The organism is Terriglobus sp. YAF25 (assembly GCF_052113305.1).
In the GTDB taxonomy this organism is placed as follows: Bacteria; Acidobacteriota; Terriglobia; order Terriglobales; family Acidobacteriaceae; genus Terriglobus.
Genome location: NZ_JBFRCY010000121.1, coordinates 1 through 10,290, shown reverse-complemented (window position 1 = coordinate 10,290; position 10,290 = coordinate 1). Strand labels below are relative to the sequence as shown.

Below are 10,290 nucleotides of genomic sequence, written 5' to 3'. Positions count from 1 at the left end.
GACCTGATCTACCTTGTTGGGTTCATCAACCATACATGTACTTTACGCCGGGGCACGAAGCCTGAATCGCCGCTACTTTTTCTTCGGCGTTTTCGGAGGCTTTGGAGCTTTCGGAGTCTTCAGCGACGTCTTTGAGGGCTTCTTCGCCGGCTTTTCCTCCGGAGCGCCGAGAAGGGCAGACCACTTCAGCTCCGGAGGTTTGCCGCTCAGCTTGCACCGTGCGATCGCCAGGTCGGCGACGGCATTCACCACCCAGTCAAAATTTGCTTTGCCGACGGAGTGCAGGTCGGCATCGGGCGCCGGGTTCATGAAATCGATCGCGTAAGGAACGCCATTCTCACAGGCGAACTCCACCGTATTCAGGTCGTAACCGAGCGCCTGGCAGAGGGTCAGGGCATCTTTTTCGACGCGCTTTAGCAGGGCCTTGGCCGGCGCCGGGCCGTCGTGCACATAACGCTCATGGTACGGCCGCCGTGGATCGTACTGCATGATGCGCACCTTCTTCTGGCCGACGACGTAGCAGCGGAAATACTCCGTGAAATTCACGGCCGCCTGCAGCACCATGCACAGATCGCGGGTCTGGTCGTACGCATGGAAGAACTCTTCCGCGTTATGGACATGGTAGACATCGCGCCAGCCGCCGCCGTCGTGCGGCTTCAGGAAGGCAGGAAAGCCGACGTAGCTGAAGATTGTGTCCCAGTCGAGCGGATACTGCAGGTTGCGCATGGAGCGCTCCGTGGTGTTCGGAGGCAGTTGCTTGGAGGGCAAAAGCACCGTGCGCGGAACTGCAACCCCGGCTCGGGAGGCAAGGGCATAGTTGAAGAACTTGTCGTCCGCCGACCACCAGAAGGGGTTATTGATGATCTGCGTTCCGCGGAGAGCGGCGTTCTTCAGGAAGCTGCGATAGAAGGGAATGTCATGYGAGATGCGGTCAACGATGACGTCGTAGCCCGAAGCCACGTCCATCTCTACACCGCCAACCTGCACAAACTCTGCCCGAATGCCGTCGAGCCCGCGCGCATTGATGTTTTCTACCAGGGCGCCGGGGAAGGTGTTTTCCATGCCAAAGAGAACGCCGATCGTCTTCACAGTAGGGGGATCCTCCGTTCACTTCACGCTAGTGTAGTGCGAGTGTATGAAAAGAAGCGCCGAGGAGAACCATGAAAGTTCTCCCCGGCTACTTCAGGTTAAGACGCTACACTCTCCGACTCGCGGATGTATTCGACGATCGCCTCCGAGAAGCCGTCGATGTGCCTCCACGTACGGTAGCCGACCCCGTTGCGGTAGCTGGCTACGTTAATCATGTAGCCCAATCCCGCAGGCGGAGGCACACGATCGGCAGTCTGCTCGTCGGTGATCACGATCAGCCGGTCATAGCGTTCGCGCAGCCGCTCGAGCGCGTAACCCAGCGCCGTACCCAGGTGCGGCTGGCTGTTCACGATGGCATCCCGCAGCGCAAATCCACGCCGCGGAGGCACCTTCACCAGCCCCGACGAGAAGGTATACACCGCCACCTCATCGGCAAGCTCACGCAACAGCACCGCCAGACCGCAGGCGGCGTCCATACGAAGCATCTGGGAGCGGAAACCCAGTGCAGCGTCCATGGAACCGGAGACGTCCACCAGGAGCACCGTCCGGCCCTTCAGCCGTGCGGCGCTCGCAACGCTCTGGAACATCGCCTGCTCCAGCTCCGGCTCCCAGTCCGGCGCCTGACGCGCCGCAGCCAGGAAACGGAAGGGAAGCACACGGTCCGTCTTCATGACCTGCAATGCGTCCGCGATGAGGTCACGCCGCACGCCGGCTTGCTGCAGGTTCCTCAGATTCCGCAGCAATGCCAGGGCGCCCAGGCGCTTCTCCAGCAGAAGCGACACCCACGCCTCACGCTTTGCCTCCAGATCAGATCCGGCCGCGGAGAGTCGCACCTCCCAGGTCTCCGGCACAGGCAGTTCTCCGGCGATCAACTGCTTCCAGAGGACAGCCTGTGCCTCGGTGCGCGGCCGCGCGTGCGAGAGAAACAGAACGTCTCGCAGCCGGACCGCCTTGGCGCGGTCGTACTTGGCCAGAGCATACGCATCGAACTTAGGAAACGCCGCTGCAAGCCCCTTCTTCACCTGCGCCGAGAGCGGGCAACGGCCGTCCTTCCAGTAGATAGCGACAAACTCTGCCAGCTCGTCGGCACGCTGGATCACACGCTCCAGCGTTTCGGCCACCAGCCCGCGATGCGTCGGATAGCGAGCCATCTCGCGCACCAGTAACAGTGGCACGTGGCGCAGCTTCATCCGCTCACGAGCCTCTACGGCAATTTCAGCAACAACAGCGGCGTCTACCTGAGGCACCAGAGAGGCGATGCGCGATGCAACCGTCTCGCCTTGCTCATAGAAGGTGTCCTCCCACAGCATGCAGGCCATGACGCCTGGAGAAGAGGCGGCGCTATCGAGCCGCCTCTTCTCTCAGTAAGGACTCGACTTAGTCGTCGTCGTCCTCATTGGGCTTGGGCGGGGTAAAGACTGCCTTGGTGGTGAAGCCGAGAGGGTGGGTAGCTCGGCGGAAGTTCAACTCCCACGCGATCTTTTCCATCTTCTTCAGGTCAGGCAACGTCTTGTTTTGGTAGTTACTGCATTCGCGCACCGCGAAGCTTACTTCGTGACGTGGATCCCAGAAATAGCCGCAGCGGACAATGCGTTCGCTGTCGGCAAAGCCGAGTTGCACGTGCGCGTGTGTGCAGGTATCGCAGAGCGACTGGTTGCCCTTCGGCGTCGCGTTGCGAACGGTGATCGTCGAGCTCATAAAGTCACTTTCTAAGCGGAATAATCCGCGGGTTAGTAAGTGGAGCGATAACTCCACGGGGAATAAGTAGAGACAGGTTGGTTAGGCCGGACGTTCTACCGCTAAACGATGCGGTCAAAGACCACAGCGGAGAATCGAACTCCGCGTCTTCCGGGTCGATGGAACCCATCTCGTCGCCACCGTGAGGCCAGGAGGCAAAACAGACAGAGAACTGTTGGCACAGGTTTTTTGACACAGACCGAGGTCCATGCGGCGGGCTTCCATCGTCCCGCCTTGGCGGAAGAAGTATCCCGTGCCTGCGCTACTGTCTGTCAGCATCCTGTTCGTTGCCAGGGAACAAAGATTCAGGGTGTGCGGATTCGAACCGCTACTCCCGGAGGAGCTTCAACCGATGAAGTAACCCTGAAAGTCGCCACTGGTGCTATGTTTCTGAGATCTCCGGGGTATGAATCGCCCTCGGCATCGGGTCCAGTGTGTCGAAGTAGCCGAAAAGCTTCGCCACCGGAGAGATCGGAAACAAAAAGCAAACGATGTGTGCTGGATTTCCTTGCCGTAGATTCCGGCTGCCCAGATGAGCCGGAGAGATTAGGCGAAGGAGAGTGGATAGCCCGAGAACCAGAGACCTTCACTCACGCACACGTTCGCATGCCGCTTATCCGGCGTGCTCATCGTGTCGAGTTGGATCAGGCGCAACATTGGATTTCTTCCTCTGGGCTAACAACAGATGTGAGGATGCCACATATCGATCTTTCATTGCAAGCGCAAATAAGTAAAAAAACGATAACTTCGTAAGTTACTCAGGATCATCGACCATATAACGGTGGTGATGCACTGCAAAGGTTTGCACATCCCTACGCTGCGCTCTTCGTAACGGAGAAGAGATCGCGCCCTTCGATCGACGACATGATATACGCGAGTTCTCGTCCATGCGTTTGCACAACCCTCGTTCCACTTGTACGCATCCTACCGACCAGCCACTGTGTCGCGTTCCGCACACGCGATTGTTTCGACGCAGTCCTGAAACCTTGACTGAGAGTCCATGAGCGAGAAGACCACCAACCAGAACCCCTGGCGCGAACGCGTTGCCGCGCTGCGCAACGTGCCGATGGTGCTCACTATTATGTGGCGGTCGAGCCGGGCCGCCGTGATCTGGGGTGTGATCCTGCGCATCATCGTGGCGGTGTGCCCCTTTGCCGCCGCCAAGATCGTGCAGTACATCATCAATGACATTGCGGATACGTTGCGCGGGCGCTCGCTCGATCCGCGATTCTGGTCCCTGGTCGCCGCCGAGATCGGCATCAATGTTCTGCTCGGTCTGATGATGCGGGCAATTGATTTCAGCGATGCGCTGCTGGCCAACAGCTACACCCACTACGCTTCAGTCAAAGTGATGGAACAGGCCGCGCGGCTGGACCTGACCACCTACGAAAATCCGATCTTCCACGACCGTCTTGAGCGCGCGCGGGTGCAGGCCACGGACCGCCTGGTGATGATTCAGCAGATCGGCCGCCTGTTGCAGCAGATCATCACAACCTTCGTCTTCTCCGCAGCGCTGGTGCTGGCCTCACCATGGCTGGTGTTGCTGATGCTGGTGGGGGTGCTGCCGTCGTTTCTCGGCGAGACGCACTTCGCTTTCCTCGGGTATGCCAAGAATTTCCGTCAGACACCCGCAAAGCGGCAGATGGATTACCTTCGCCAGGTGGCCGGCAGCCGCGACGGCGCCAAGGAGATCAAGCTCTTCGGTCTGAGCCATTACTTTACTGGCAAGTTCGACGAGCTGGCGCGTGGCATCTACGCCGAAGACACCGCCTTTGCGCGCCGCAAGCTCCTGATCGGCGGCCTGCTGAATGTCGTCAGCACACTGGGCTATTACGGCGCCTATGTCTACGTCATCTGGAGGACGATCCAGGGCGAGTACAGCATTGGCTACTTCACCTTCCTTACGGCGTCGATCCAGCAGGCCAACTCGAACCTGCAGCAGGTCTTCTCCACGGCCTCCGGCATTGCCGATCAGGCATTGTTCCTGACCGATCTGATCGAGTTCTTCCGCATGGAGCCGACGGTCAGGTCCGATCCCAAGGGACTACCGGCGCCAAATCCCATTCGTCAGGGATTCGAGTTCCGCAATGTGTCGTTCACCTATCCCGGAACGAACCGCACCGTGCTCAAAAACTTCACCTTCACGCTTCGCCCCGGAGAGCGAGTCGCTCTGATCGGTGAGAACGGGCAGGGAAAGACCACCATCGTCAAACTCATCACGCGGCTGTATGACCCTACCGAGGGCCAGATCCTTTTGGATGGCCGCGACCTGCGCGAGTACAAGCTGGAGGAGTTGCACCACGAGATCGGTGTCATCTTTCAGGACTTCATGAAGTACGAGATGACCGCGCGAGAAAACATCGGCGTCGGCCGTGTCGATCGCAAACTCGATGAGGGTGAGATCGAATATGCCGCGCACAAAAGTCTTGCTGACACTGTAGTCGCGAAGCTGGAGCACGGCTATGACCAGCTACTTGGCAGGCGTTTCGAGGGCGGTGTGGAGCTCTCCGGCGGCGAGTGGCAGCGTATTGCGTTGGCGCGCGCCTACCTGCGGGACGCGCAGTTGTTGATTCTCGATGAGCCTACGGCGGCGCTCGACGCCCGCAGTGAGCTTGAGGTCTTTGAACGCTTTGCCGAACTGACGCAGGGAAAGATGGCGCTGCTGATCTCGCACCGCTTTTCGACCGTCCGCATGGCAGATCGCATCGTAGTGCTGAGCGGCGGCCGTTTGATCGAAGAAGGAAATCACCAGAAGTTGATGGAATCCGGTGGGCTCTACGCCGAGATGTTTGAGATGCAAGCGGCAAGTTACCGCTAACGAGCGAAAGAAGGATGATGACAGAAGTTCAGGGCCATACAGAACTCGAGCACCTGCTTCTCACGGCTCCGGTCTTTGAGACCGAAGGGCTGCCGGAGAAGCCTTTCGTCAGCGACGAGGTATTGCGTCAACGCGCACAGTCGCTCCTGGCCGCGTGGCAGCCGGTGAAACGGGATCCTAAGGATGCACCGGACGACCTGGGAGTGCGGCTTGAACGTGTGACGGCACGGTTGAGCGAGACTCTGCGCCAGTGCGAGGCGGTTGTCGATCTCCGTAAGCTCACGCCTCCACTGGAGCTTCTGGAGAGCTCACGCATGCTGCAGGCGGTGCTTACCGAGGCGGAAAGCAGCAAAAAGAATGTGCGCCGGCTTCCGCGCGTTACCGTTCCCGGAGATAGAGCGCTCCCCCGCGCCATGCGCATCGCCGAAGAGTACCTCGACGCGGCAGGAGGCATCTGGTCGCCCGAATCGCTCCTCGTCTTTGTCTCGGTTATTCAAACCGAAGACCCCCTGCTGTTGCACGAGACCATTGCACTGCCATTCTTTCTGAGGCTTGCGCAGGTGGAGTTCCTTCTCGACCGCGCCGCTGAGGCGTTTACCTCCGCCATGCCCCCGATCGAGGACTCGCCCTTCTCCGCGCCGCTTCACTCGCTGAGGCGTCTGCAGCAGTTTGAGTGGTCGTTGCTCACGCCGGAGTTGGTGGCGTTCTATCCCGTGCTTGCGCGGGATCCCTACGGTGTCTTTCTGGCGATGGATGAGGAGACGCGCTCGGGATACCTGCAACGTGTTGCCGCCCTGGCATGCCGTTCCGACTGCAGCGAGTTGCAGGTAGCGCATATTGCACTCGACCTTGCCCGTCGGGCAGAGATCAACCCTCCGGCCGATCAGCGTTTGGCCCGGCGCATTGCGCACGTGGGCTACTACCTCTTTGAAGAAGGCTTTCCGGAGCTGGAAAATCGCATCGGCTATCACCCGACGTTGGTCGGTCGTATGCGGGCCGCTCTGGCATCCAACCGCGAAGAGGCTTATATCCTCAGCATCTTCGTTGTTTCTGTGCTGTCGATCGCGGCCTTCATCGTTCCTCTGGTGCCGAACCATGCGTTTCTGGCGGTGATGGGAACCCTGCTGCTTGCCCTGTTGCCGGCGACGCAGGGCGCCAGCGACCTGGTCAACAACACAATCACTGCCTTTATCCGGCCGCGTGCTCTGCCGAAACTGGACTACACCAAAGGCATCCCGGATGATGCTGCGACCTTCATCGTGGTACCGACGCTTCTGCTGAACGAGGAGCAGATCCGCGATCTCTTTGATGAGCTTGAGGCGCGCTATCTCTCGAACACCGATCCGAATCTGTATTTCGGTCTGCTGACCGATCTGCCAGACTCTGAGGTTCGTCCGCGCATGGAAGACCGCAATGAGCTTGTAGATCTTGCTGTGCGCATGACCGACCAGTTGAACGCACGCTATGCGAAGGATAAAGGCGGCAGCTTCCTGCTGTTGCACCGGCATCGCGTCTTCAATGCCCGCCAGGGCGTGTGGATGGGATGGGAGCGTAAGCGTGGAAAACTGCTGGATCTGAACAAACTGCTGCGAAGCGAGTTCGACAGCTTCCCGGTAAAGGCGGGTCCGGTCAGTGTGCTGAAGCGCGTACGCTACATCATCACGCTCGATTCCGATACCCAACTTCCACGTAACACGGCCGCACGGTTGATCGGAACCATCTCGCATCCGCTGAATCAGGCCATCATCGATCCGCGTCGCAGGATCGTTACGCGCGGTTACGGGATTCTGCAGCCTCGTGTAGGCGTCAGTGTTAAATCCGCCTCGCGTTCGCGGCTTGCATCCCTCTACTCCGGCGAGACCGGCTTCGATATCTACACACGGGCTGTAAGTGATGTCTACCAGGACGTCTTCGGCGAGGGCAGCTTCACCGGTAAAGGCATCTATGAGGCGTCAGTGCTGCACGAAGTGCTGGATCGCCGCTTCCCGCGGAATATGTTGCTCTCTCACGATCTGATCGAGGGAGCTTATGTTCGCGCCGGCCTGGTGACAGACATTGAGGTCATCGACGACTATCCGTCGCACTATTCGGCGCATACACGCCGCAAGCATCGCTGGGTGCGCGGTGACTGGCAGATCCTGCAATGGCTTTTCAGTCGCGTTCCGGATGAGTCAGGCCGGATGGTCGAAAACCCCATCAGCATGATCTCGCAGTGGAAGATCTTCGATAATCTGCGCCGCAGCCTGGTGGAGCCCATTACATTTATCCTTCTGATCTGCGGCTGGCTCTTCCTGCCTGGAGGCGCTCGATACTGGACCTTCGTCACGCTGATGCTGCTGCTCTTCCCGGTCTTTGTGCAGCTTGCCTTCAATATCGGCCGTGCCGTGGCACGCCGCAACTCTGAGGCTGTGATCGAGAGTTTCCGCGGCTTCTGGGCCTCACTCGGATTCCATCTCCTCAATCTCGCGTTTCTGCCCCATCACGCATTTCTCTCCATCGATGCCATTATGCGTTCGCTGGTGCGGCGCTTCCTCACCGGGCGAAAACTGCTGGAGTGGGAGACCGCCGCGCAGGCGGAGGCCACGCGTACGCGGAGCTCGCTGGATATCTACCTGCAGATCTCTCCCGCCATTGCCTTCGCCATCGGTGTCGTCATCGCGTTGCATCACTGGAAAGATCTCTTCACAGTCGGTCCCATCCTCGTCCTATGGGCACTCACCTCGGCGATCACCGGCTGGCTCAATTCGCCGCCGCGCAAGCTGGATGCTCCCCTGTCGGCAGAGGATCGCGAGTTCCTGGAGCGCCAGGCACTGCTTACCTGGCGATACTATGCAGAGTTTGGGGACGAGCGGAATCAGTGGCTGATTCCCGACAACGTCACGGAAGAGAATCTGCACCAGACACGCACGCTTTCGCCCACGAATCTGGGCATGCTCTTCAACGCCCGCCAGGCGGCCCTGCAGCTAGGCTTCCTTACGGTGCCCGAGTTCACTCGAGCCACGTTAGGCACCATGGCCACCTATGACCGCCTGGAGAAGGTAAACGGTCATATCTATAACTGGATCAACATCCCCACATTGCAGGCGATTCCACCATTCACCATCTCTTCCGTGGATAGCGGTAACCTCGCGGCTAGTCTTTATGCCCTTACCGGCGGTGTGCAGGACATTCTGAAGCAGCCGCTCCTCACCCAGACAACGTTCTCCGCGATCCGCAAGATGATGGGTCACGAAGGGTTCCCACCGTCTCAGTCCGTCACGGCGCTGCGTGACAGCATTCGCTGGCTGGTCGAGCTGCCCAGCATCGAAGCCCAGGGAGAGTGGGTGCTGGCGGAGGCAGAGCGGCGCCGCAAGCAGCTCATCGACTACGTCGAGCGTTATACCCCCTGGCTGTTGCCGAAGTTCGAGTCGCTATTTCATCTGACGGTCTTTGCCGATCCAGAGAACGAGATTGTCCCCGCGCTGCAGAACGCCGTGGACTACGTGCGTTCGCTCGACGAGCGCCTGATGCATCTGGCCAATGCTGCGACCGGCGCGGATCGCGAACTGGCGATCGAGCTGCGGATCCTGATGCCAACGGCGATGGAATCGCTTGTCGCTCTGGTGCATGAGGTGCAGCACATCGCCAATCTCAGCGGTTGGCATGCCAACGCGATGCGCTTCGACTTCATGCTTGAGCCGCAGCGCCAGCTTCTCTCCATTGGATACGACGGAGCACAGAAGGAGCTCTTCCCGGCCTGCTATGACCTTGTCGCCTCCGAGGCGCGTATTGCCACCTTCCTGGCCATCGCCAAGGGCGATATCCCGCAGCGGGCGTGGTTCCGTCTGGGCCGCTCCCATGTCATCGTGAACGGCCGGGCTGCTTTGCTCTCCTGGACGGGCACGATGTTTGAGTACCTGATGCCTGCGCTGTGGATGCGCCACTATCCCGATACGCTGATCACGCGATCGATGGAGGCTGCCATCGCCATCCARCAACATCACGTCAAAGGCATGCCATGGGGCATCTCGGAGAGCGGCATGGCGACACGCGATCCCGACGGACGCTATCAGTACCAGGCGTGGGGCATTCCGGACCTCGCGCTGAAGTATGGAGCCGAAGATGGACCGGTTATCTCGCCCTATTCCACGTTCCTGACGCTGCCGTTTATCCGCAAGCATGCGATTGCCAACCTGCGGTGGATGGCACAGATGGGCTGGGTCGGTGATTACGGATTCTATGAGGCTGCCGACTACCGGTTGCATCACAAACCGGAACTGGTACGGAGCTGGATGGCTCACCACCAGGGTATGTGCCTGCTCGCCGTGACGAACCTGCTTTGCGACAACGTCTTCCAGCACTGGTTCCACGCGAACGCCAAGGTGCGTGCCGCGGAGCTGCTGCTGCACGAGCGTCCACTCAGCAAACCGGCCCTGCGGGAGCTTCAGCGTACGCAACCACAGCTTCCCACGGCTCCGGTGAAGGCCGTCGCCTGACGTCGAATACCGCCCGGCTTTCGCCGAATCGCTTGCACATGGCGCGATAGAGTGGTGCAATCAAGGGGATTGAGGAAACTCTTCTCCATTCTGCTGCTGGTCGCCTTTGCCCTGCCGCTGGCCACGCCTCTGCTGGCCGCCATGCAGGACGATGATGCGCACCTGCCGCCG

5 protein-coding genes are annotated in these 10,290 nt (G+C 59.7%); 2 read left to right on the top strand and 3 right to left on the bottom strand.

The window, feature by feature from the left end:
* Positions 1-72: 72 nt before the first annotated feature.
* From AB4043_RS06935 to AB4043_RS06925, 3 genes are all read right to left on the bottom strand, one after another.
* The gene (locus tag AB4043_RS06935) at positions 73-1,089 is read right to left on the bottom strand and encodes an ATP-grasp domain-containing protein (RefSeq protein WP_442306738.1); all 1,017 of its coding nucleotides are present in this window, start codon (positions 1,087-1,089) and stop codon (positions 73-75) included.
* Between the two features lie 98 nt (positions 1,090-1,187).
* Positions 1,188-2,408, bottom strand: coding sequence for a TROVE domain-containing protein (locus tag AB4043_RS06930; protein WP_442306737.1), 1,221 nt, complete (start codon positions 2,406-2,408; stop codon positions 1,188-1,190).
* 58 nt (positions 2,409-2,466) lie between these two features.
* On the bottom strand, positions 2,467-2,787 hold the full coding sequence (locus AB4043_RS06925) for a hypothetical protein (RefSeq protein ID WP_442300130.1): 321 nt from the start codon (positions 2,785-2,787) through the stop codon (positions 2,467-2,469).
* Positions 2,788-3,826: 1,039 nt separating this feature from the next.
* On the opposite strand from AB4043_RS06925, the gene AB4043_RS06920 reads away from it, so the two are divergent.
* On the top strand, positions 3,827-5,644 hold the full coding sequence (locus AB4043_RS06920; protein ID WP_442300129.1) for an ABC transporter ATP-binding protein: 1,818 nt from the start codon (positions 3,827-3,829) through the stop codon (positions 5,642-5,644).
* Positions 5,645-5,658: 14 nt separating this feature from the next.
* Positions 5,659-10,119, top strand: a complete 4,461-nt coding sequence (locus AB4043_RS06915; RefSeq protein ID WP_442300128.1) for a glucoamylase family protein — start codon at positions 5,659-5,661, stop codon at positions 10,117-10,119.
* Positions 10,120-10,290 lie beyond the last annotated feature (171 nt).